We start from the raw sequence: 21,940 nt of genomic DNA, 5'->3' as shown, positions 1-21,940 counted from the left end.
TGTTCCTGGTTGAGCTGGTCTTGGAGCATGTCGAACACCGCCACGCCCCTTTGGCAGCCGCAGGCGAGGCGGCCGTGTCGACGCGGCTCGGCGCACCCGGTGGACGCCCAGCTCTTCGGCGAGGAACGCCTGCAACTCCCGCCCCGCAAAGCCATTGTTCGCGAGAACAATCTGCCCGGTGCGGATGAGGTGGTAATCGCGTTGCAGGGAGCGGTCGTCACGTCCCGCTCGCCGAGCTCTGGGGCTGGCACCCGGAGACCGGCATGCCCCCGGCCGTGGTGATCAGGTAGCCCGCAGAGTCATCAGAAGGATGTGGGCCTGGACGGGTATGCACGAACCAGCGGGTCAGGCATTGTTTTTCAACTCGGCCAAGGTGACCTACAGGGCTTGGAGCATCAAATGAGCGTCACGGCCGCGTGTTGGCGAAACGGTGAGGATCGCTGCGACCTCATACATCGCCGTTGTAACGGACGTGGTTGTTGACAGCCCGATTCACCCGCTTCGAAGGACCGCCGCACACGAGGCGTCTGTAGCGGCCCTAAGTCGGGTAGCCGGGTCACGTCTCCGTGACCCGGCTACCCGACTAAGTGTATTGCCCTGTGAGGTTGGGGACGCGGCTGGCGGGTGGTTTGCCTGCGAGTGCGGTGTGTCCGCGGTGGTGATTGTAGGTGTGCAGCCATTGCGGGAAGGCGTCGCGTCGTTCGGCTTCTGAGCGGTAGGGGCGCGCGTAGGCCCATTCGTCGAGCAGGGTGCGGTTGAGGCGTTCGACCTTGCCGTTGGTCTGCGGCCGGTAGGGCCGGGTTCGCTTGTGGGTGATCCCGGCCGCCGTCAGGGTGTCGCGCCAGGCGTGGGACTTGTAGCAGGCCCCGTTGTCGGTCAGGACCCGTTCGACGGTGATGCCGCACGAGGTGAAGAACGCCTGGGCCCGGGTCCAGAAAGCGGTCGCGGTCTCCTTGCGTTCGTCGGAGTGGATCTCGCTGTAGGCGAGGCGGGAGTGGTCGTCGACGGCGGTGTGGATGTAGCTGTAGCCGGCGTTCGCCCGGTTCTTGCGGCCCGCTGGGCGGCCGAGCGCCTTGTGACCGCCGCCGTCGGGGATGTTGCCGAGCTTCTTGATGTCCACGTGCACCAGCTCGCCGGGCCTGTCGCGTTCGTAGCGGCGTATGACGCGGCCGGTTGCCCGGTCGAGGTGCGTCAGGCGGGCCAGAGCATTCATCCAGGTCAACAACCTGCGACGGCCAGGCATCGCAGGTCACGGCGTTGGCTGGTCTCTTCCGGGACTTCTGATCTGCAGGACCCGGCGACTCCGCATTGAGCGTCACCAGCCCTCGGCGTTGCATCGTCACTCGCAGCCTTGACGCCGCCTGACCTGCCCAACATGCACCTGACGCCTCATCAGAACGAGCGTCAAATGAGCGTCACGAGCGTCATTTCAGCGTCAAGATATCGCCCGTAACGCCCACACCGCACATAATGCGCACGAGCAAAACCCCAGGTCAGGCACCCTTTGCGGCAGGCTCAAGGATCGCCACGCACTCCACGTGATGCGTCATAGGGAAGATGTGCACCTGAGGTCGTCCCGGAAAACCTGCAGGTCAGAGACAGTTTCACTCACCGCCTCGATGGCACCGCCGGGCCTCGTGGGTCAAACGAGCGTCACGCTCGAGGGTGTACGTCGGACGCCCGGCCTCACCCCGAAAGAGCTCCGGCCTGGCGCCTTGTCTCATCTCATCTCGTCGGCAATCCCGTGATGTGACGGTTCGGGCAGGGGCAGCGTCATGCGGAAGGTGCAGCCTCTGCCGGGGGCGGTTTCGAGGGTGATGCGGCCGCCGTGGGCGGTGACGAGAGCGTGGGCGATGGCGAGGCCGAGGCCGGAGCCGCCGGTGGTGCGGGTGCGGGAGTCGTCGGTGCGGTAGAAGCGGTCGAAGACGCGTTCGCGTTCAGTGGGGGTGAGGCCGGGGCCCTGGTCGGCGACTTCGAGGACGGCGCGGTCGTCGACGGTGCCGACGCCGATGCGGATGGGGGTGCCGGGCGGGGTGTGGGTGACGGCGTTGCCGATGAGGTTGGTGACGACCTGGCGGAGCCGGGTCTCGTCGGCGACGGTGGGGGCGGTGGCGGGTTTGCCGCCGCCGGGGCCGGTCAGGGTGACGGGGCGGGTCGCATCGAGGGCGCGTACGTCGTGGAGGGCGTCGGCGGCGAGGGTGCGCAGGTCCATGGGGGCGAGGTCGAGGTCGAAGGCCGGTTCCCGGTCGGGACCCGCGTCCCCGGCGTCCTCGTCGAGGCGGGCGAGGAGGAACATCTCCTCGACGAGCCGGGTGAGGCGTTCGGACTCCGCGGCGATCCGGGTCATGGTCTGGTCGACGTCCTCGCGGGTGGGCAGGGCGCCCATGCGGTAGAGGTCGGTGTAGCCCTTGATGCCGACGAGGGGCGTGCGCAGTTCGTGGCTGGCGTCGGCGAAGAAGCGCCGGGTTCTCGCCTCGGCCTCCGCGCGGGCCTGGAAGGCGGTGTCGATCTGGCTGAGCATCTGATTGAGGCACGTGGTCAGGTGTCCCACTTCGGTGTGGGGGGCGGCGAGTTCGGGGACGCGGTGGGAATAGTCGCCGGCGCTGATCGCGGTCGCGGTCTCCTCGATCCGGGTGAGGGGGCGCAGTCCGGAGCGGACGGCGAACCATCCGGCGGCGGTGAGGACGGCAAGCAGCGCGGCGCCCACGGTCAGCGAGAGGTTACGGGTCTTGGTGATGGTGCGGTCGACTTCGTCGAGGGAGGTGGCCACGAGGACGCTGCCGCGCGTGCCGGAGCGCTCGGGCGGGAAGACCTGGGCGGGCTGGGCGAGGGCGATGACCCGCCAGCTGCCGTCGCCGTTGCGCGCGGGCACGGTGAAGGGGCGGCCCTCGCGGGCGAGGACGGCCGCGTGGTCGAGGGCGGGGAGGTCGGGACCGCCGCCCGGCGGCGCGGTGCTCGTGTCGAACGCCCTGCGCGTGGCGCCGTCGTCGTCCAGGTAGGTCACGGTGGTGTCCCCGAGGACGCCGAGGACCTGCACGCCCGGTGGCGTTTCGGGGCCGACGGGCGGGGCGATGCGGGCGGCGATCTCGCCGGTCAGGACGAGACGGTCGTCGACCCGGTCCTGGAGGTAGCCGCGCAGGGCCGTGGTGACGATCAGGCCCGTGCCGAGGAGACCCACGGCGACCAGGGCGATGGAGAGGCACAGGAGGCGGGTGCGCAGGGACAGCCCGCTCGGTCGTCGGCGCCCGGGCAGCCGCGGGGCGGGGCGCTTCATGGCCGGGGCTCGCGGATCACGTAACCGACGCCACGGATGGTGTGGATGAGTTTGGGCTCGTCCGTGTCGACCTTGCGGCGCAGGTAGCTGATGTACGTGTCGACGATGCTGGGGTCGCCGCCGAAGTCGTACTCCCACACGCTCTGCAGGATCTGGTTCTTCGTCATGGTGCGCTCCGCGTTGGCCGCCAGGAAGTGCAGGAGGCGGAACTCGGTCGGGGACAGCCGTACGGTCCGCCCTGCCCGGGTGACGTGGTGGCTGTCGGGTTCGAGTTTCAGATCGCCGACGGTGATCCGGCCCGGCTGCTCGCCCCTGGTGCGGCGCAGTACCGCGTGGATACGGGCGATCAGTTCTTCGAGGTCGAAGGGTTTGGTGACGTAGTCGTCGCCGCCGAGGCGCAGGCCGTGGAGCCGGTCCTGGCGGTCGTCGCGGGCGGTGACGAAGAGGACGGGTACGTCGCCGCCGCGGCCGGGGAGGCCCGAGCGGGGCTGGGCGCGCAGGCGGCGGATCACCTCGAAGCCGTCCATGTCCGGGAGCATGACGTCGAGCAGGACGAGATCGGGTGTGCGCCGCGCGGCCAGGTCGAGGGCTTCCTGGCCGGTGGCGGCGGCGTCGACGTCGAAGCCGGCGTAGCGCAGTGCGGTGCGCAGCAGCTCCCGGACGGTGGGCTCGTCGTCGACGACGAGCAGGTGGTCGGGGCGACCCACGGGGTGCGGGGGAGGTACAGGTGCCGCCATGGTGTGGATCGTCGCCTTCTCGGACAGGGGTGAAGAGGGTCTTCCCAGGAGATCACATGGCGCTCACGACGCCGAGTCGGACGGGACGCGGGCGGTGGCCGGTCGTCGGCTCGTGTTGCCGGGCGGCTGCGTGGCGCGGCCCAGGCGCCGGGCCCGCCGGCTGTGCAGGCGGCTGCCGGCGTACGAGGCGAGGGCGGCCAGGACGAAGCCGGTGAGCGCGGACAGTCCCGGGCCTCCGTCGAGTCCTGCGGTCATGCCGCCCATCTCGTTGCCCATGAGGCTGATGCCGATCCGCAGCGATCCCTGTGTCAGCAGGGGGAGCAGCAGGGCCGCGCTGCCGACCGTGATGCCCATGCGCAGGGCGATCTCCGCGTGGCGGTCGAGCAGGGCCTCGGAGTCCTCGCGCGGGGTGCGGGCCGGGGTGCGGGCGGAGGCCACGTACCCGGCGATCACCAGGAGGAGCAGGATGACAGCCATGGCGATCAGCCACAGCGGCACGCCGGCGCCCGACCAGCCTCCGAGGTCGACGGACTTGTCCGTGCCCGCCGTGTCGCCCTGGGCTCCGCCGCCGAGCATGCCGAGCATCCCGCTGCCGCCCTCGGGCTGCAGGCGGTGCACGCCCGCCTCCCAGGAGGTGCCGAGGCCGGCGGTGAGGAGCACGGCGATCAGGTTGGGCCCGAGGAGCAGCAGCATGCCGGTCGCCTTGGCCGCCTGCTCCCGGCCGGTCAGGGCCGCTGCCCCGGCCAGGAGCGCGACGGCGAGGGCCGAGCAGCACAGCACGGCCGCGATCCCGGTCAGCGTGGAGGTGACGGCGTTCCACTTCAGCCGCAACCGGCTCAGGGCGAGGGGGCGCGGCAGTGTCGTACGGCGGGCCGCGACGCAGCCGACGGCCAGGACGGCGCCGACCCACAGCAGGCCGAGAAAGACGGTCGCCGCGGTATCGATCCCGAACAACACCGAGGACAGTCCCTTGGTGAGGCCTCCGCCCCCGCCACCTCCGAACCGGCTGAGCGCTCCGGACGACGCACCCTTGCCGAACCGTTCCGTCACGCTCTCGGGCAGCCGGGCGGTGCCCCGAGCCATGCCTGCCAGGATCGGGAGGACCACGGCCGTGGTCACCAGTGCGCCGCCGCACCGGGCCCAGAGCAGCGCCGGGGCGGGCCGCTGCCGCCGGCGGAGGGGGCGGAAGAAGCCGATCGCCAGGACGGCCGTGCCGAGGAACGTCAGTGTCAGCGGCGTCAGCGCCGCTTCACCGGTCAGGCCGAGGCTCATACCCCCACCGCCGCCGAGACCGCCGAGCAGCCCGCCGAGGCCTCCGCCCAACCCTCCGCCGTCGGCGGACTCGGCGGAGGGAGCCGACTCCACGGTGACGCCGCCGCCGACGGCCATGCTCACCATCATCGGCACGAGCCGGGAGACCGGCGCGATCGCGCCGGCGCCGAGGACGGTCAGCGCCACCCATGCGGCAGCGGCCATCGCCATGACCGCGGTCCCGACGGAGAGGGCGCCTTCAAGGGCGTGGCGCCAGGGCGAGCCGGGCGGAAAGGAGGGCGGCGGGGCGGAGAACATGGGCAGGCTCCTGTGTACGGGGTTCGGGGTGGAGTACGGGGCGGCGGGTGGGGGCCGCCGCCCCGTGGAGACGGGTGCGGGATCGGGGCGCACGGGCCCCGGTGACGGGCGCGGGCTCAGTGGCCGCTGCCGCCGCCGCTTCCCGCGGTTTCGACGACCAGGTCCCGGCCGCCGTCGGGTGACGCTTCGACGCCTGTACGCGTGGGGTCGCCCAGGTCCCGCTCGAGCCGCTCGCCCTCGACGTCCAGGTCGGGCACCAGTCGGTCCAGCCATCGGGGCAGGTGCCAGGCACGCCGGCCGAGCAGGGCCAGGACGGCCGGTACAAGTGCCATGCGGACGACGAACGCGTCGAAGAGGACGGCGACCGCGAGCCCGAAGCCGATGGTCTTGAGCATCTGCTCGTCACTGCCCATGAACGAGGCGAACACCGAGATCATGATCACAGTGGCGGCGGTCACCACCCGTGCGCTGTGCTCGAAGCCGCTGATTACGGAGTCCTTCGGCGACTGCCCGTGCACGTACGCCTCGCGCATCCGGGTCACCAGGAACACCTCGTAGTCCATGGCGAGGCCGAAGACCACGCCGACCATGAAGATCGGCATCATCGACATCACCGGTCCTGGTTCCGCGACGCCGAAGACGGAGGCCAGCCAGCCCCACTGGAAGACCGCGACCACCGCGCCGAGGCCGGCGAGGACCGACAGCAGGAAGCCCAGGGCCGCCTTGAGCGGCACGAGGAGCGACCGGAAGACGGCGATCAGCAGCAGGAACGCCAGACCGACGACGAGTGCGAGGTACGGAATCAGGGCATCGGACAGTTTCTGCGAGACGTCCACGTTCATCGCCGTCGATCCGGCGACGAGGACGTGGGCGTCGCTCCCGCTCGCGAGCGCCGGGTCGCGCAGCGCGTGCACGAGGTCGGCCGTCTCCGAGCTGGCCGGCGACGCGGCCGGGACGACGGTCACCACTGCGGTGTCGCCGGACTCGCTCAGTCGCGGCTCCCCCACCGCGGCGACATCCTTCCTGCCGTCGATCTGCTTGACGACGCTCCGGGCGGCCGCCTGGGCGCTGCCACCGTCGTCGGCCTCGACGACCGCTGTCAGCGGGCCGTTGAAGCCCGGGCCGAAGCCCTCGGCGACCAGGTCGTAGGCCCGGCGCTGTGTCGTCGAGACGGGCTTGCTGTCGTCACCCGGCAGGCCCATCTTCAGGGAAGCCGCCGGAACCGCGATCACGCCGAGCAGGGCGACACCGCCCAGGAGGACGGCAACCGGCCGCCTGACGACGAACCGGGCCCAGCGCACGCCCATGCTCGGTCGCGGCAGGCCGTCCTTGTCCTTCCCTCGGCGCCTCGGGCGGGCCGGACCGATCCGGCGGCCGCAGATCCCGAGCAGCGCGGGGATCAGGGTGACGGCGATCAGCACCGCGATGACGACCGTGCCGGCTGCGGCGAGGCCCATCTGCGTCAGTATCGGGATACCCACCACGCACAGTCCCGCAAGGGCGATGACCACGGTCAGACCGGCGAACACCACCGCCGATCCAGCGGTGCCCACAGCGTGCCCGGCCGCCTCCTCGCGGCTGCGGCCACGAGCGAGTTCGGCACGGTAACGGGAGACCACGAACAGGGCGTAGTCGATGCCGACGGCCAGCCCGATCATGGTGGCCAGGCCCGTCGTCGTCGAGCCGAGGCCGAGCGGCTCGGCCAGCACCCGGATCGCAAGGCTGCCGATACCTACGCCGAGGACGGCGGTGAGCAGCGGCAGCCCTGCCGCGAGGAGCGAGCCGAAGGTGATGACGAGCGCCACTGCGGCCACGGCCAGGCCCAGCGCCTCGGAGGAATGGCCCCCGGCGGGCACCTCGTTGACGGCGTTGCCGCCGACCTCGACAGTCAGATCCTGCGAGCGTGCCTGCTCGACCGTGTCCTGCAGCGCGGTGCGCGAGCTCTCCTGGAGGTCCGAGGTGGGCACCTTGTAGGAGACCTGCGCGTAGGCGGTGGAGCCGTCCTCGCTGACCGACCGGGTCGCGTACGGGTCGGTGACCCGCGCGACCTGCGGAGCGTTCCCGAGCTCCCGGACCGTCTCCTGGATGGCCTTCTTCGCCTCGGGGTCGGTGATCTTGCCGTCTTCCGCCCGGAACACCACCCGGGCCGTCGCGCCGTCGGCCTTCATCTCCGGGAAACGCTCGTTCAGCAGGTCGTACGCCTGCTGCGCCTCCGTTCCGGGCATCGAGAAGTCGTTCGGCGGAGCGGCGGGGGCCCTGCCGGCCAGCACCCCCGTCCCCACGAGCAGTACCACCCATAGCAACGCGACCGGCCAGCGCCTCCGGAAGGAGAACCGGCCCAGCCTGGAAAGGAATGTGGCCACAGCAAAGGCTCCACGTCAGGTCGAGGCTTATCGGAAGACCGACGAGCGCTCGCCCCGTTGCCCTGCCCGGGAAGAGGCAGTCGAGGAGCGGAGCCGTCACGTCGGCGCGGCACCGACGGTGTCAGCCCACCCTGATCACCCCCGGAGAGATCCTGGGAGTTCTCTGAGAAGTGCGACGGCCGCCACGGGGCCGGAGCGGCGAAAAACGGGCATTCCACCCGTCGTCACGCCGTGATTCACAGAAGGTTCACCGAATGCCGGTCAGTGCGCGGCGGCGAGATGGGCCCCGATCCGCAGGAACGCCGGGACGAGCGGGGCGACCGGCACGTCCGGGGAGATGACCTGGGAGCCGAAGTGGACGGCGACGAGGTCGAGGCCGGGTGAGACGAAGAGCCGCTGGCCGTGGATGCCGCTGGCCAGGTAGGAGCCGTAGGGGTCGTTCGGAATCCACCACAGGTCGTGGTAAGAGAGCGTGGCCGGCGAGTCGGGGGGCGCAGCGGGGAACCGTACGCGACGGGGATAGCCGTCGGGAACGCCACTGGTGATCGTCGTGGCCACCTCCTCGGGCACGACCTGCCGGCCACCGGCCGCGCCGCCGCAGCGCAGCATCTCACCGAGGCGGGCGATGTCGCGAGCGGTGGCGCTGAAGCCGCCGCACGCCGCCTCGACGCCATCGCTGTCGAGGATGTAGTAGGCGTCCTCCTCCGCGCCGATCTTCGACCAGATCATTTCGCTGAGCAACGCCGAGGTGGTGAGACCCGTGACCCGGCGCAGGACTTCGGCCAGCGTCTCGACGTTGCCGTTCTCGTAGCGGAACTCGGTTCCTGGGTTCCCCGTGGCGCGGGCGGTCAGCAGGTGTTCGCGGATGGTGTTGGGGCCGCTGTAGCCGAACGGCCGCAGTTGCGGGGCGATGACGGCGTAGTACCGCTGGGCCTCGATCGCCTTGTCGAAGGGCCGGCCGGCGTAGCTGACCCGGGTGCCCATGTGCAGCAGGTCCTCGACGGTGGCGTCGCCGAAGGCCGTACCGGCGAGTTCGGGGACGTAGGCGGATGCAGGGGCCGACCGGTCCAGGAATCCTTGGTGGGCCAGCGTCGCCGCCATCAGGCCGATGTACGACTTGGCCGCCGAGGCGTTGAAGTGCGGGGTGTGCGCTTCGGTGCCGTGCCGGTACGTCTCGTGGACGACAAAGCCGCGGTGCATCACGAGGAACGCGTCGGTCTGGGCGGCGGTGAACAGGTCCGGCAACGTGATCGTGGTGCCGCCGAGGTCGATGTCGAGCGCGTCGAGGCCGGCGGGCCGGCGGGGCAGAGCCCGGGCGGGCTCCGGGCCGCGCCACACGCGGCGGCTGGGCGTGAGCTCGCGGCCCGCGGACGTGAAGCGGCGGATCCAGGCGGGGTCCGTGTAGCCGCGGGTCCACAAGAGATCACCGAGTCGGGTCAGGTCGGTCATGGGGCACTCCATACCGCAGAAGTCTTGAACAAGTACGCCGTTAACGTACAACCTGTTCAGCAGCAGGCACAGACCTCGGCGTCGATCGCCGTACGCCTGCCATGTGCGTTCCCGCGCGAACCGTCGACCGCCCGCCGGACCGGCGCGTTCGCGCCGACTGCGCACCCTTCCCCTCCGAGCCGCAGGAGTGCCCCATGGTCGAACCGTCTTCGCCCGCACCGCCCCGCGAGACCTCCGGATTGCCACCGCGTCCCGTGTTCGACCGACGGCGGGCCTGGCTGATCGCCGCGATGATCGTGACGTTCATGCTCGTCAACTACGCGGACAAAGCCGTCCTGGGCCTCGCGGCCGTGCCGATCATGGACGAGCTGGGTATCGGCAACAGCGCGTATGGGCTGATCTCCAGTTCGTTCGCGCTGCTGTTCAGCCTGTCCGGACTGATCGTCGGCTTCGTCTCCGCGAGAATCTCCAGCCGGGTTCTGCTGTTCGCGATGGCCGCCCTGTGGGCGGTGGCTCAGCTCCCCGTGCTGTTCGTGGCGTCGGTGCCGACGCTGGTGGCGGGGCGGGTGCTGCTCGGGGCGGCGGAGGGGCCCGCGGCGTCGATGTCGATGCACGCCCTGCACAAGTGTTTCCCGGCAGACCGGCGCGGCCTGCCCTCGGCTCTGCAGATCAGCGGTGCCGCGCTGGGCACGCTCATCGCGGCGCCGGTCCTGACGTGGCTGATCACCGGCTTCGGATGGCGCTCCGCGTTCATGGTGCTCGCGACGGTGAGCCTGGTGTGGAGTCTGGTGTGGTGGAGGGTGGGGCACGACGGCCCGTATGGCCATGAACGCGCGCCGGAGACGGGAGCGCACACCCCCGCCGGCACTCCGAGCGCGACCGTTCGGGCGGACAGGCTGCCCTACCGGCGCCTGCTCCTGAACGGCACGGTGCTCGGGAGCATCGCCGGAGCCTTCGGCGCCTCCTGGGCGATGGCGTTGAGCCACGCCTGGCTGCCCGTCTACCTGCGCACACAGCTCGGCATGACGCCCGGCACGGCGGCCACGCTCATCAGTGCCGTCTCCGCCTTCAGCGTCGTCCTGCTGCTCTCCGTGCCCCCGGCACTCGACCTGCTGCACAGGCGCGGCCTCTCACGCCGGTGGTCGAGCGGCGCCCCGCAGGGCATCGCCGTGACCCTCGCGGCGCTGGCCATGGCCGCCTTCCCGTTCGCCGGTGGCGGGACCCGGCTCGTCCTGCTCGCCCTGGCGTTCGGCGGCCACGCCATCGTCTTCCCCCTGCACTACATGACCGCCTCCGCCGTCGCACCCCCGCGTCAGCGGGGGGCGGTCTTCGGCATCGTCGCCGCGACGGGGACCCTGCCCGGGCTGCTCGCCCCGTATCTGACCGGGCGTCTACTGGACACCGCCGCTTCGCAGAGCGCCGGGTACACGCACGCCTTCGTCCTGTCCGCCGGCGTCATGGTGGTCTGCGGGCTCGTGGCCCTGGCGGCCATCCGGCCGGAGCACGACGCGCGGCGCTTGGGTCTGACCGTCACGGTCGACCCCACGCCATGAGATCGTCGGCCGGCATGGCAGGCCAGGGGTGATCGCCGCCCGTCCGCTCAGACCGGCGGCCCGAAGCCGCTGGCCCAGTACCGACCTTGCAGCGCCAGGTCGAGGAGCATGCGCACGACCTCCTCGGCGGGCAGGGACGGGGTGTCCTGCTCGACCCACCAGCGCAGTACGGCGATCTGCTCGCCCACCCACACCCGGGCGAGCAGATCGGGGTCGATGCGCGGCTGGACCGCGTTGCGTTCCGCGCGGGCGCCGAACTCCTCGGCGGTCGCCTTGGCGCAGGCGTCCGTGAACGTCTGCAGCGGTTTGCCGTCGCCCTCGCCGCGCAGCACGATCCGGTACACGTCGCGCTCCTCGCGCGCGTGCCGCAGCATCTCCAGGACCGGTTTGCCCGTGAAGCCGATCGCGCTGTCCGCGACGGCGGGGGCGAGCCGTTCCGAGAGCTCGTCCAGGAGGTCGGAGGTCACCCGGGCGAACAGGTCCTCCTTGTCCCGGAAGTGGGCGTAGAAGGTGGCACGCGCCACATCCGCCCGCTCGGTGATGTCCTCCACCGTCAGCGCGGTGAAGCCGCGCTCCAGGACCAGTTCGACCAGGGCGGCCCCCAGGGCGCGGCGTGAGCGTCTCGTCCGTCTGTCCTCGGCCACGGGGCCCCTCCTCGATCGTCGCTCCGGATGCGCGCCCAGTCTAGAAGACTCTTGACACCTCACATGTTACTGAACAAACTGTCTACAACTGGTCTAGGAGTACAGTTTCACTATGAGGGTCGGCCACTCTGCGCCCCCTCCTTCTCACCCTTCCGCTCGGAAGCAGGTCTCTTCATGAACCTCGGCACCTACCTGTCACGCAGCGCCCGCTACTGGCCCCAGGCCCCCGCCCTTGTGTGCGGCGACCGGACGTGGACCTTCACCGACCTCGACCGCGCCGCCAATCGCCTGGCCTCCGCCCTGTCCGCCCGGGGACTGCGGCCCGGCGATGCGGTGGCCTCGCTCGCGTGGAACCGCGGCGAGCTGGTGGAAGTCGAATTCGCCCTGTACAAAGCGGGGTTGACGCGTGCACCGATCAACGCACGCCTCGGGCGGGGGGAGATCGAGCACATCCTGCGCTACGCCCCCATCCGGGCCCTGGTCTTCGACGCGGCCCACCGTGAGGACGCCCTGGCGGCGATCGCGGCGGCCGGCACCGACTGCCTGCCCGTACCCCTCGACGACCCGGAGGAACCCGGATCGCCCGGCGTCCCCTACGACGCGCTGCTGGCCGAGGGCGACGACGCTCCGTTTCTCGTCGAGGTGGATGAAACCGAACCCTGCGTGCTGAACTTCACCTCCGGTTCCACCGGGGCGCTGAAGGCCGCGGTGCAGACCGTCGGCAACCGGCTCGCGAACATGCGCAAGCTGCTGATGTCCGACGAGTCCCGGCCGCGGCCCGGCACCCGCTACCTCGCCTGCGGCCCCATCACCCACGCCACCGGAATGGGCCTGCTGGCCGGAGTGTTCGGCGGCTCCACGACGTACATCCTGCCCACCTGGAGCCCGCAGAGCTTCCTGGAGACGGTCGAGAAGGAGCGCATCACCGCAACCTTCCTCGTCCCGGCCATGGTGAACATGGTGCTCGCCCACCCCGGCGTCGCCGATCACGACGTGTCCTCGCTGACGAGCGTGCGGATCGGCGGCGCGCCCATCTCGCCGCAGCGCCTGCGCGACGCCGTGGAGTTCTTCGGACCCGTCGTCGCCCAGGGATACGGACTCGGCGAGACCACCAGCGTGGTGGCCGGCCTGAGCGGTGACGAGATCGCCCACGCCGTAAAGGAGGACCCCGAAATGCTCCAGTCGTGCGGGCGGGCCACCTACGACACCGAGATACACGTCGTCGACGAGGCGGGCCGGGAGCTCGGCCCGCGCGAGGTCGGCGAGATCATCGTGCGCGGCCCCGACTGCGTACGCGAGTACTGGCGGGAACCCGAGCTGTCCGCGGAGACCTTCCGCGGTGGCTGGGTGCACACCGGCGACCTCGCCTGGATGCGGGAGGACGGCTACCTCTTCCTCGTCGACCGCAAGAAGGACATGATCATCTCCGGCGGCTTCAACATCTACTGCACCGAGGTCGAGGCCGCCCTGTACGAGCACCCCACCGTCCAGGAAGCCTGTGTCATCGGCGTGCCCGACGAACAGTGGGGCGAGGCCGTCAAGGCCGTCGTCGTACCGCAGGCCGGCACCGCCATCACCGCCGACGACCTGATCGCCTTCTGTGCCGAGCGGCTCGACCGGTTCAAGAAGCCCCGCTCCGTCGACTTCGTGACCGAACTCCCCCACAACCGCAACGGCAAGCTCGACCGCAAGGCCGTACGCGAGCCGTACTGGGCGAACACCACCCGCCGCGTCAACTGACCTTCTTCCTCTCCCCGTTGCCCCAGGAGTACCCGTGACCTTCTCCCTGCGTCCCACCTACGACGACCCGCTCACGGCCGAACTCGTCGACCGACTGCGCGACTACCTCGACGGCGAGCTCGCCGACTACGAACGCGAGCGCGGCATCACCCCCACCAGCCACCTCACCCGCGCCGACCTCGAACCGGTGTGGCGCCGCAGCCGCGAACTCGGCTTCTACGGCATCCACCTGCCCGAGGAGTACGGCGGACAGAACCTCACCTACACCCAACTCGCCGCGCTCAAGGAGGAGGTGGGCGCGAGCGGGCGCGTCCTGTCGCACTGCGTCCTCGGCGACATGGGCGGCCCGCTGCGCGCCGGCGACATCCTCAAGCACGCCACCGAGCACCAGCTGGACACATACCTGCTGCCGCTGATCCGCGGCGAGCGGGCCTGCTGCTTCTCCCTCACCGAGACCGACGCCGGCTCCGACGTCCGCTCCATGCGCACGGTCGCCGTTCGCGCCGGCGACGGCTACCGGCTCACCGGGCACAAGGTGTTCTCCTCCGCCGGTCCCTTCGCCGACTTCGCGATCGTCGTCGCTCGCATGGCCGGCACCGGCGAGCAGGAGGGCGACAAGCCGCGGTTCTCGGCGTTCCTCGTGGACCTCGACAGCCCCGGCTGCCGCGTCGAGGACGGGGCGACCCCGATGTCCGGCGAACACATCGAGAGCGACATCGTCCTGGAGGACTGCCACGTCCCCGCCGCCAACCTCCTCGGTGAGGAGGGCAAGGGCATGCGCATCGCGCTGGGTCGGGTGACCACCAACCGACTGCTGCACTGCCCCACGGTGCTCGGCGCGACCCGCCGGGCCCTCGACCTGACGCTGAACCGGACACGGACGCGCACGGTCGCCGGCGGACAGCCCCTGCTCATGCTGCAGGCCATCCAGCACAAGGTCGCCGACATGGCCACCGACTTCTACGCCGCGCGCTCCATGACGTACGCCACGCTGGCGGCGCTGGACGAGGGGCGCGAGGTCCACGCCGAGGCGTTCATGTGCAAGCTGTTCGTCGCCGAGTCCGCCTTCCGCATCCTCGACGAGGCCGTCCAGATCCACGGCAAGGAAGGACTCACGCAAGGCAACGAGATCGAGTACCTCTTCCGCAGGATCCGCATGTTCCGCATCCTCACCGGCACCTCCGAGATTCAGCGCAACGGCATCGCCAAACTCCTGGCCTTCAACCACTGACCCGCCCCGCGACCGACGGAAGGCCCCCGTGACCGTGACACCCCCGCGCTGGTCCGCCCTCACCGGCAAACGCGTCCTCGACCTCTCCCGCCTCCTCCCCGGCCCGTACGCCACTTCGATGCTGGCCGACCTCGGCGCGGACGTCGTCAAGGTCGAGGACCCCGCCGACGGCGACCCCCTCCGCGCCGCGCCGCCCTTGTTCGAGGCGCTCAACCGCAACAAGCGCTCCGTCGCTCTGGACCCGCGCACCGATTACGGCCGGGACACCTTCCTGCGGCTCGCCGGCACCGCCGACGCGGTGGTCGAGAGCTTCCGCCCCGGAGTCCTCGACCACCTCGGCGTCGGCTTCGACACCCTGCACGCGGTCAACCCGCGGCTCGTCCTGTGCTCCCTCACCGGCTACGGACAGACCGGCCCCTACGCTACGAGACCCGGCCACGAACTCAACTTCCTCGGCCTCTCCGGCTTCTTCGCCGTCCCCGGCCGCCTCGACGGCACCATCACACGCCCCGGTGTCCGCATCGGCGACATGGCCGGAGCCATGCACGCCGCCCTCGCCCTCACCGCCGCCCTGACCGCGGACGGCGCAGTCGTGGGACAGCACCTCGACGTCTCCCTCACCGAGTCGATCACGGCGTGGTGCTCCCTCTTCGCCCTCCCCCTCCTCGGTATCGAGGGCCCGTTGGCGGCCGGACTCGTCCAGGGCGACAACGACGTCTTCACCACGGCCGACGGACGCCCACTGTCCCTGGCCACCTTCGAGGACAAGTTCTGGCACCGCCTGCGCACCGAACTCACCCCCGACTTCCCCGAGCTGGACACCACCGCCTACGACCTGCGGGCCGACCGCACGGCGGCCAAGGACCAGGTCCACGACCTGCTGGCGCACGCCTTCGCGGCACGCGACTACGACTGGTGGCACAAGCGACTCACGGAGATCGACGCACCCTGGGCACCGGTCTACACCCGCCCCCCCGACCTCCTGACCGACCCCCACACCACGGCCCGCAACCTCTTCGCCACACACGGCAGGGCCACCCCCCAGGCCCGCTTCCCCGTCACCTTCGGCGCCGGCCTCGACACCTCCCGCAGCCCGGCGCCCGTCCTCGGCGAACACACCCAGGACCTCCTCGACCAGCTCTCAGCGTAGGTCGAACTTGAACGGGCGCCGTCACGCAGCGTCACACCCCCTCATTGGCCCTTGCAGGCTGTATGGAGCCGGCTGCGGACTTGGCCCTGGTGCCTGCGCGTGTGCCTGCCGTTGAAGGCGGACGCACCCCTCGTCGAGCTCATTTACACCGCCTCGAGGACGTGACCACGGCAGTTCCTCGATCTGGCCTCAAGGTCAGACGTCGGCGATGAGCGCACCGAACAGGGCGGCGCGGTTGCCGAGGCGGGATGTTCTTAATCTCCTCGACGGCGATCCGTCTCAGGCGCGACGTTCGACTTGGGTCGCAGGCTGTTGTGTCGCCGGTGCAGGACACGTCCAATGGTGGCGAAGGCCACACCCAGCCCGGCTCCGACGATGATTCGGGCGTGCTGTGGGGGGATCCAGCGCTGCAACAGGTACTCGACGGCAAGCGCCGAAGCGACCAGAGCGACCTTGGCGAGGAAGAGAGCATGCAGAGGGAGACTTCCGAGGGCGCCCTGACCTCTGTCGTGTCGGCTGCGCCACCGTTGTACCAGGCGCACCGCACTCATGGCGGCAAGCATGGTGAACAGCACTTGCAGGGCGTGCCGCCATGCCGGACCAGGTTCGCTGGCCCAACGCCAGCCGAAGTAGAGGCCGGCAAGCCAGAAGATCACGCGGATTCTGTGATGTCCTCGGCGCCGTTCTTGCGATCGGGATGTCTCCATGATGCCCATACCCCCGTACTGGAGAGAGCGGAATTCCTGGCGATGCCCGCATTTCGGCGAACTACCCGGCGCGGGGGCACGTGCGTCCTGTGGTCACTCGGGACAGTCGCCGAGAATGGTCACGCGTTCCATGACGCGGGCATGGGGGTAGTAGTCGCCGTTGGCGTAGTGCTGGGTGGCGCGGTTGTCCCAGAACGCAACGGTGCCGGGGCGCCAGCGCAGGCGGCACTGGTACTCGGGGTGACGGGCCTGATCGCAGAGGAAGTCCAGGAGTTCTCGGCTCTCCTCCGGCTCCAGGCCCTCGATGCGGCTGGTGAAGATCCGGTTGACGTAGATGAGCTTGCGGCCGGACTCGGGAAGCGTGCGGACCACGGGGTGCACCACCGGGGGGTACTTCTCCTGCGCGCGTGCGAGATCCTCGCCGCTGAGCTGCTTGCCGAACGACTGGGTGAAGTCGTGAACGGCGCGCAGGCCCTCCAGCCGCGACTTCGTCGCGCCGGGCAGTCCGTCGTAGGCGGCTGCCATGTCCGCCCACAAGGTGTCGCCTCCCACGTCGGGCACGTGCACGGCGCGCAGAATGGACCCCATGGGCGGCGTCGTGTCGAAGGAGACATCGGAGTGCCACACGTTCTCCACGGCCGGGGAGTCGGCACCGCGCGAGAGCCGGACCACCTCGGGCAGGTCGGCCTTGGGCAGAAAGGGGTGAACTTCCGGGACGCCCCACCAGCGGGCGAGGTCAACATGCTGGTGCGCCGTCAGGTGCTGGTCGCGGAAGAAGAGCACCTTCCACTCCAGCAGCGCACGGTGCAGCTCCTGGTGCAGCTCCGGCGTGAGGGGCCGGGCCAGATCGACGCCGAAGATCTCGGCGCCGATGGTCGGACTGCACGGCGTGAGTTCGAACAACTCGTACGGTGCACTCGGGCTGAAGCCTCCGGTGGGGGTCAGTTCGCGGACAGGCACGGCCGATACGCCGTTGTCGAAGACCGGGCGATCAGTTCCGGACATGGGGTTGGTCATGGCGTTCCTCCCTGGGACGGATTTGGGCACGGGGTGCGAGGTTCCGGGGCCGCGGCATCCGGCCGCGCCGGGTTCAGCCGCCACGAACTGCCGCGGCGGCCTCGGTCTTCGCCAGTCGCGAGGTCGATGGGCGGCACGGCGCCGTGAGGACAGCCGTCGCCGAGTCGAGCAGACCGGCGACGAACAGCTCAGCGGAGCCCAGTTGGTGCAGCCCGCCTGCATGCTGGCGGGCTTCGAGGTCGGCGAGCGCGTGGGCAAGGAAGCCCGTGAAGTGCCACCAGCGCTGTGCGACCAGCGGCTCGGGCAGGGTATCGCGCAGCATCCGATAGGCACGCTCACGCAGCACCGCCAGGCCGAGCGCCCCGGGACGCGCTTCCAGGTCGCTCAGCGTCAGCGCGGCCACATCGCGGTGCACGGTGTAAGCAGCCTGCACGCAGAACCGCAGGTACCAGCTGCCCGACGGCGCACCGTCCAGCAGATCAGCCAGGGGCCGGACGAACGCCTCAGCAATCGCGTACGGGTCGCCGTCGCGCCCCTCGCGGTCGAATGTGTCGATCAGGGCCATACGGCGCGCGTCGATCGGCACCTGGCGATGCTCGAAGATCGCGTCTACCAGGCCCTGCTTGGAGCCGAAATGGTATTGGACCGCGTTGTCGTTGCGCTGGCCCGCGTCCGCGGCGATCTTCCGCATGGAGACCGCGTTGATGCCGTGCTCCGCAAAAAGGCGCTCAGCGGTCGCGATCAGGTAGAGCTTGGTCGACACGCTCTGACTATCCATGAAGCGGAAGCTAACGCACATGCGTTAACAATGGAAGTGCGGCGGGTAAGGTCATTCTGAGAAGGCGTCACATCGAGCGAGGGCAAGTGCACATCCCCACTTGTGATTGAAAGTGCATGGAGACTGTGCTCTCCTGCAGGGCACAACTGCCCGCCGCGGCACGGACCAGCCTTCGGCAGTCTGAGCTCCGAACGACTCGAACTGATATGTCGTCATTGCACTGGTGGTGCGGGATCTGCTGCGTCACCTTTGCGCACAGAAAGGATGACTGACTGATGGGCATATCGATGCCTCATAACGTCCCGGCTGTCCTCGCCCCGGCTAGGCTCGGCCCGCTGACTCTGCGCAACCGCATTGTCAAAGCTGCAACCTTCGAGGGCGCCACCCCGGACGCGCTGGTCACCGACCAACTGATCGAGTACCACCGCAGACCCGCAGCCGGCGGGGTGGCCATGACCACCGTCGCCTATCTGGCAGTGGCCCCGGAGGGCCGCACCGAGCGTCGCCAGATCTGGATGCGCCCCGAAGCCGTCCCCGGCCTACGCCGCTTGACAGACGCTGTGCACGCCGAAGGCGCCGCGGTGTCGGCCCAGATCGGCCACGCCGGACCGGTCGCCGACGCTGCTTCCAACCGCAGTCCGGCGCTCGGCCCCACCCGCCGGTTCAGTCCACTCAGCATGAGGGCGACCAGGGCTGCCACCGAGGCCGACATCGCCCGGATCATCCGGGCGCACGGTGAGGCTGCGAAGGCCGCCGTCGCTTCCGGCTTCGACGCGGTGGAGATTCATCTCGGTCACAACTACTTCGCCAGCGCGTTCCTCAGCCCCAAGCTCAACCGGCGCCGGGATCGGTACGGCGGCAGCCTCGCCAACCGCGCCGCGGTCGCGCGCGGGGCCGCCCGCGCGGTGCGCGACGCGGTCGGCGACCGACTGGCCGTCACCGCCAAGCTGAACATGGACGACGGTGTCCCCGGAGGCATCTGGCTGGACGAGAGTCTGCAGCTCGCTCGGTGGCTCCAGGGCGACGGTACGGTCGACGCGCTGGAGCTCACCGCGGGCAGCTCCCTGCTCAACCCGATGTACCTCTTCCGTGGCAAAGCGCCACTACGCCAGTTCGCCGCCGCCTTCCCGCAGCCGCAGCGGCTCGGCGTGCAGGCGTTCGGCAGGCGTTTCCTGATCGAGTACCCCTACCAGGAGGCGTACCTGCTGGATTCGGCCCGCCAGTTCCGCGCCGCACTGGACCTCCCGCTGATCCTGCTCGGCGGCATCGCCGACCTCGCCACCGCACGGCAGGCCATGTCCGAGGGCTTCGACTTCGTGGCCATGGGCCGCGCCCTGCTGCGCGAGCCAGACCTGGTCAACCGCTACACGGCCGGAACCAGCAGCACGTCACTGTGCGTCCACTGCAACCGCTGCATGCCCACCATCTACAGCGGCATCCGCTGCGTGCTCGTGGACCCGGAGCCTGCTCCGCGGCGTTGACCCGACATCCCCGCATCACCCTCCGACAGGACGAGGCACCAGGGCCGCGCCAGCATCAGGTGGCGGCAGTACGTCGGCGCCGGTCTGTGGCGAGACAGGCGAAGCCCCCCAGGAAGGCGCCTTCCTGGGACCTTAACGATGATCAGTTCGCAGCCGCTCTACCGGTCAGCTGGTGGTCTGGGTCCCCTCCTCGCCTTCGGACTTCTTCCGTCGTGCCCCGATACGGGGGATGGTGGCGTTCGGGATGTGGGCGAGGCGGAGCAGCAGGGCCTCAAGCAGGCTGCGCCGCAGGGCGTGGTGGAGGTCGAGGGGACGCCGGCCCAGGGCGCGGTGTTCGTCGAGCAGCTATGCGCGGTGCGTTCGGCCCACAGGGCGTCATCAAGGTCTTGGACCAAGACGGCGGGCCCGTCGTGTGCGGTGACGGCACGGAGTAGGCGGGCCGCCCTCGGCTCCCAGGGCACCTGGCTCGAACAGGATGAAGGGGTCTTTGGCGGTTCCGGCCATGGGCAGTCGAACCCAACATCACCGCCCCCGCCAGGCCAGCACAGCTTGGCGTGCACGATCCCGCCGCACTTGAGCGGCCGCCGCCCGCCCGGTGTGCATCGCTGGAAGCACGCTGCTGCCCGACACGCCGATTGAACCGCGCTGTCTGACCCGGGACGACCGCATAACGCTCCGTCTGAACCAGCGTCGAACGAGCGTCAAGACGTTTCCCTAACCGGCCCGCAGAAGTCGAGTCAACCTACACCCCGTTATACGAAGTCGCAGGTCAGGCAGGCAGCGGGAGCGTGCGCCATGCTTCACGTGGTAGACGGAAGGAAACAGGTCGAGCAATCCACCCGGACCACAAACCCCCAGGTCAGGCGGCCTTGGCGATCGGCTCAAGGATCGCGACGCACTCCACATGATGGGTCATCGGAAACAGATCGAACGCCCGCAGCGTCCGCACCCGGTACCCGCCCTCGCGGAAGTACGCCAGGTCGCGCGCCAGGGCCGCCGGGTCGCATGCCACATACGCGATGCGGCGGGCGCCGAGGCCGGTCAGGTGCTTGACCGTCTGCTTGCCGGCGCCTGCGCGCGGCGGGTCGAGGACGATCAGGTCGCACTCGGTGATGCCGGTGCGCGGCAGGACCTGGTCGACCTTGCCGTGTTCGATGCGGACCCGCTCCAGGTCCTTCAGGTTGTGCCGGGCGTCCTCGACGGCGCGCTTGCCGGACTCGATGCCCAGGACCGCGCCCTTTTCGCCGATGCGCTGGCCGAGGGCGCCCGCGAACAGGCCGACGCCGCAGTAGAGGTCGAGCGCGGTGTCGCCCTTGCGGGGCAGCAGGCCCTGCATGACGGCGCGGACGAGGGTGTTGGCAGCCTGGGGGTGGACCTGCCAGAAGCCGCCCGAGCCGACCCGGTAGGTGCGGTCGTCGGCACGCTCGCGGACGAAGGCGCGGCCGTGCACCCGGTGGACGCCGCCGTCGCGCTCGTCGACGCGCATCACCGAGACGGGCTTGTCGAGCTCGACGAGGGGCAGCCGCCCACCGGGCCTCGGGGTGAGAATCACCTGGCGGTCGTGGGAGCCGGTGGCCGCGATGGCTTCCACCGAGGCCATGCCGGGCCACTCCCGCTTCTCGATGCCGAGCTCGGTGACGCCGGGGGCCGCGATCAGGCAGCGCTCGATGGGCTCCACGTCGTGCGAGCGGTGCTTGCGCAGGCCGACCTTGCCGTCCTCGTCGATGGCGTACTGGACGCGGGTGCGCCAGGCCGGTACCTCGCCTGCCGGAAGCTTGTCGCCCTCGGCCGGCATGACGGTGCCGTCCCAGCCCGCCTCCTCGGGGGTGAGCCCCGCGAGGCGCTGGAGCTGCTCGGCGATCACTTCGCCCTTGAGCCTGCGCTGGGCGCCGGGCTTGGCGTGCTGCCAGTCGCAGCCACCGCACTTGCCGGGGCCCGCGTACGGGCAGGGCGCCTCGACGCGGTCCTTGGACGCCTCGATGATCCGTACCGCGTCGGCGCGCAGGAAGCGGGAGTCGCTTTCGCCTTCCGTGACCTTGGCGATGATCTTCTCGCCGGGGAGCGTGTGCCGTACGAAGAGGACCCGGCCCTCCGAGGTGCGGGCGATGCAGTGGCCGCCGTGTGCGACGGGCCCGACCTCGACCTCGTACTCCTCCCCGACCAGCGACGACGTGGGTTCGTTCTGCATGAGGGGGTGGCTCCAGAGATCAAGGGACTAACGGCCGGACAACAACCTACGATTCTACG

15 protein-coding genes and 1 pseudogene are annotated in these 21,940 nt (G+C 70.2%); 5 read left to right on the top strand and 11 right to left on the bottom strand.

All coding sequences use genetic code 11. The features are described 5' to 3' along the window. Positions 1–583: 583 nt before the first annotated feature. The 6 genes and pseudogenes from ACZ7L9_RS24125 to ACZ7L9_RS24100 all read right to left on the bottom strand — a co-directional run. A pseudogene (locus ACZ7L9_RS24125) lies at positions 584–1,204 on the bottom strand (IS481 family transposase); the annotation flags it as partial. 516 nt (positions 1,205–1,720) lie between these two features. Beyond that, positions 1,721–3,274, bottom strand: a complete 1,554-nt coding sequence (locus tag ACZ7L9_RS24120; RefSeq protein ID WP_471417964.1) for a sensor histidine kinase — start codon at positions 3,272–3,274, stop codon at positions 1,721–1,723. Continuing rightward, a complete protein-coding gene (locus ACZ7L9_RS24115; protein WP_471417962.1) occupies positions 3,271–4,011 on the bottom strand; it encodes a response regulator transcription factor in 741 nt (246 codons plus the stop codon). Before ACZ7L9_RS24115 ends, ACZ7L9_RS24120 begins: the two co-directional genes overlap by 4 nt. 63 nt (positions 4,012–4,074) lie before the next feature. Next, a complete protein-coding gene (locus tag ACZ7L9_RS24110) occupies positions 4,075–5,580 on the bottom strand; it encodes a streptophobe family protein (RefSeq protein ID WP_471417960.1) in 1,506 nt (501 codons plus the stop codon). A gap of 116 nt (positions 5,581–5,696) precedes the next feature. Beyond that, positions 5,697–7,943: an MMPL family transporter gene (locus tag ACZ7L9_RS24105; protein WP_471417958.1), complete on the bottom strand. Its 2,247-nt coding sequence runs from the start codon at positions 7,941–7,943 to the stop codon at positions 5,697–5,699. A gap of 261 nt (positions 7,944–8,204) precedes the next feature. Next, a complete protein-coding gene (locus tag ACZ7L9_RS24100; protein WP_471417956.1) occupies positions 8,205–9,392 on the bottom strand; it encodes a serine hydrolase domain-containing protein in 1,188 nt (395 codons plus the stop codon). Positions 9,393–9,586: 194 nt separating this feature from the next. Here ACZ7L9_RS24100 and ACZ7L9_RS24095 point away from each other — a divergent pair, with 194 nt between their 5' ends. Beyond that, positions 9,587–10,945, top strand: a complete 1,359-nt coding sequence (locus ACZ7L9_RS24095) for an MFS transporter (RefSeq protein WP_471417954.1) — start codon at positions 9,587–9,589, stop codon at positions 10,943–10,945. 47 nt (positions 10,946–10,992) lie between these two features. On the opposite strand, the gene ACZ7L9_RS24090 is transcribed toward ACZ7L9_RS24095, so the two are convergent. Further along, the gene (locus ACZ7L9_RS24090) at positions 10,993–11,589 is read right to left on the bottom strand and encodes a TetR/AcrR family transcriptional regulator (RefSeq protein WP_471417951.1); all 597 of its coding nucleotides are present in this window, start codon (positions 11,587–11,589) and stop codon (positions 10,993–10,995) included. Between the two features lie 174 nt (positions 11,590–11,763). Here ACZ7L9_RS24090 and ACZ7L9_RS24085 point away from each other — a divergent pair, with 174 nt between their 5' ends. Genes ACZ7L9_RS24085 through ACZ7L9_RS24075 form a run of 3 tightly spaced genes read left to right on the top strand, consistent with a single transcriptional unit; the run spans position 11,764 to position 15,710 of the window. Next, positions 11,764–13,329, top strand: coding sequence for a class I adenylate-forming enzyme family protein (locus tag ACZ7L9_RS24085; RefSeq protein ID WP_471417949.1), 1,566 nt, complete (start codon positions 11,764–11,766; stop codon positions 13,327–13,329). A 34-nt stretch (positions 13,330–13,363) separates the two neighbouring features. After that, positions 13,364–14,560: an acyl-CoA dehydrogenase family protein gene (locus ACZ7L9_RS24080; RefSeq protein ID WP_471417947.1), complete on the top strand. Its 1,197-nt coding sequence runs from the start codon at positions 13,364–13,366 to the stop codon at positions 14,558–14,560. 28 nt (positions 14,561–14,588) lie between these two features. Continuing rightward, positions 14,589–15,710 (top strand): CaiB/BaiF CoA transferase family protein, encoded by a 1,122-nt coding sequence (locus tag ACZ7L9_RS24075; RefSeq protein WP_471417946.1) that lies wholly within the window; start codon positions 14,589–14,591, stop codon positions 15,708–15,710. Positions 15,711–15,964: 254 nt separating this feature from the next. Here ACZ7L9_RS24075 and ACZ7L9_RS24070 read toward each other — a convergent pair whose 3' ends face one another. From ACZ7L9_RS24070 to ACZ7L9_RS24060, 3 genes are all read right to left on the bottom strand, one after another. Then, a complete protein-coding gene (locus ACZ7L9_RS24070; RefSeq protein ID WP_471417944.1) occupies positions 15,965–16,426 on the bottom strand; it encodes a hypothetical protein in 462 nt (153 codons plus the stop codon). Between the two features lie 84 nt (positions 16,427–16,510). Next, complete coding sequence (locus ACZ7L9_RS24065) at positions 16,511–17,434, bottom strand: TauD/TfdA dioxygenase family protein (protein ID WP_471417943.1); 924 nt, start codon at positions 17,432–17,434, stop codon at positions 16,511–16,513. Positions 17,435–17,507: 73 nt separating this feature from the next. Beyond that, positions 17,508–18,197, bottom strand: coding sequence for a TetR/AcrR family transcriptional regulator (locus ACZ7L9_RS24060; protein ID WP_471417941.1), 690 nt, complete (start codon positions 18,195–18,197; stop codon positions 17,508–17,510). 290 nt (positions 18,198–18,487) lie between these two features. On the opposite strand from ACZ7L9_RS24060, the gene ACZ7L9_RS24055 reads away from it, so the two are divergent. Beyond that, positions 18,488–19,693: an NADH:flavin oxidoreductase gene (locus ACZ7L9_RS24055; protein ID WP_471417939.1), complete on the top strand. Its 1,206-nt coding sequence runs from the start codon at positions 18,488–18,490 to the stop codon at positions 19,691–19,693. Between the two features lie 859 nt (positions 19,694–20,552). Here ACZ7L9_RS24055 and ACZ7L9_RS24050 read toward each other — a convergent pair. After that, entirely contained in the window at positions 20,553–21,881 is a 1,329-nt protein-coding gene (locus ACZ7L9_RS24050; RefSeq protein WP_471417937.1) for a class I SAM-dependent RNA methyltransferase, read from the bottom strand. Positions 21,882–21,940: the final 59 nt, after the last annotated feature.

The sequence above is a fragment of the Streptomyces sp. NPDC111516 genome (genome assembly GCF_055635345.1).
This window is presented reverse-complemented; position numbering and strand designations above follow the sequence as displayed.

Bases quoted from the DNA above. Each gene is read 5' to 3' on its own strand.
- ACZ7L9_RS24120 (WP_471417964.1), bottom strand. From the start codon at position 3,274: ATGAAGCGCCCCGCCCCGCGGCTGCCCGGGCGCCGACGACCGAGCGGG.
- ACZ7L9_RS24115 (WP_471417962.1), bottom strand. From the start codon at position 4,011: ATGGCGGCACCTGTACCTCCCCCGCACCCCGTGGGTCGCCCCGACCAC.
- ACZ7L9_RS24110 (WP_471417960.1), bottom strand. From the start codon at position 5,580: ATGTTCTCCGCCCCGCCGCCCTCCTTTCCGCCCGGCTCGCCCTGGCGC.
- ACZ7L9_RS24100 (WP_471417956.1), bottom strand. From the start codon at position 9,392: ATGACCGACCTGACCCGACTCGGTGATCTCTTGTGGACCCGCGGCTAC.
- ACZ7L9_RS24095 (WP_471417954.1), top strand. From the start codon at position 9,587: ATGGTCGAACCGTCTTCGCCCGCACCGCCCCGCGAGACCTCCGGATTG.
- ACZ7L9_RS24085 (WP_471417949.1), top strand. From the start codon at position 11,764: ATGAACCTCGGCACCTACCTGTCACGCAGCGCCCGCTACTGGCCCCAG.
- ACZ7L9_RS24070 (WP_471417944.1), bottom strand. From the start codon at position 16,426: ATGGGCATCATGGAGACATCCCGATCGCAAGAACGGCGCCGAGGACAT.
- ACZ7L9_RS24065 (WP_471417943.1), bottom strand. From the start codon at position 17,434: ATGACCAACCCCATGTCCGGAACTGATCGCCCGGTCTTCGACAACGGC.
- ACZ7L9_RS24055 (WP_471417939.1), top strand. From the start codon at position 18,488: ATGGGCATATCGATGCCTCATAACGTCCCGGCTGTCCTCGCCCCGGCT.
- ACZ7L9_RS24050 (WP_471417937.1), bottom strand. From the start codon at position 21,881: ATGCAGAACGAACCCACGTCGTCGCTGGTCGGGGAGGAGTACGAGGTC.